The organism is Veillonella parvula, assembly GCF_032472435.1.
In the GTDB taxonomy this organism is placed as follows: Bacteria; Bacillota; Negativicutes; order Veillonellales; family Veillonellaceae; genus Veillonella; species Veillonella parvula_N.
Map to the genome: position 1 here is coordinate 1 of NZ_JAWEGM010000015.1, position 1128 is coordinate 1128.

1 protein-coding gene is annotated in these 1128 nt (G+C 44.0%); it reads left to right on the plus strand.

Annotated features, from left to right (window positions below; genetic code table 11):
- Nucleotide 1: 1 nt before the first annotated feature.
- The coding region (tuf, locus tag E7A03_RS09920) for an elongation factor Tu (RefSeq protein WP_128114531.1) at nt 2-1128 on the plus strand (1127 nt) is incomplete at its 3' end.

Sequence of the window (1128 nt, forward strand, 5' to 3'; positions counted from 1 at the left end):
AATGGCAAAAGAAAAATTTGAACGTACGAAACCGCATGTTAACATCGGTACAATCGGTCACGTTGACCATGGTAAAACTACTTTGACTGCTGCAATCACTAAAGTATTGGCTGAAAAAGGTCAAGCTGACTTCCAAGATTACAGCATGATCGATAAAGCTCCAGAAGAACGTGAACGCGGTATCACAATCAACACTGCACACGTTGAGTATGAAACTGCTAACCGTCACTATGCACACGTTGACTGCCCAGGCCATGCTGACTATGTTAAAAACATGATTACTGGTGCGGCTCAAATGGACGGCGCTATCTTGGTTGTATCCGCAGCTGACGGCCCTATGCCTCAAACTCGCGAACACATCTTGTTGGCTCGCCAAGTTGGTGTTCCTGCAATCGTAGTATTCTTGAACAAAGCTGACATGGTTGACGATGAAGAATTGATCGAATTGGTAGAAATGGAAGTTCGTGAACTTCTTTCTTCCTACGAATTCCCTGGCGACGAAGTACCTATCGTTGTAGGTTCCGCGTTGAAAGCTTTGGAAGGCGATGCTCAATATGTAGCTAAAATTGACGAATTGATGGACGCTGTAGACTCCTACATCCCAACACCAGTTCGTGACACTGATAAACCATTCTTGATGCCTGTGGAAGACGTTTTCACAATCACTGGTCGTGGTACAGTAGCAACTGGCCGTGTTGAACGTGGTCAAGTAAACGTTGGTGATACTGTTGAAGTAGTAGGCTTGAAAGAAAAAGCTGAACAATATGTAGTAACAGGTCTTGAAATGTTCCGTAAAGTGTTGGATTCTGCAGTAGCAGGTGACAACGTAGGTGCATTGCTTCGTGGTGTTGATCGTAAAGACATCGAACGTGGTCAAGTATTGGCTAAACCAGGTTCCATCAACCCACACACAAAATTCAAAGCAGAAGTATACGTATTGACTAAAGAAGAAGGTGGTCGTCATACTCCATTCTTCTCCAACTACCGTCCACAATTCTACTTCCGTACAACAGACGTAACAGGTGTTGTAAACCTTCCTGAAGGTGTAGAAATGTGTATGCCTGGCGATAACGTAACAATGGAAATCGAATTGATTACTCCAATCGCTATCGAAGAAGGTCTTCGCTT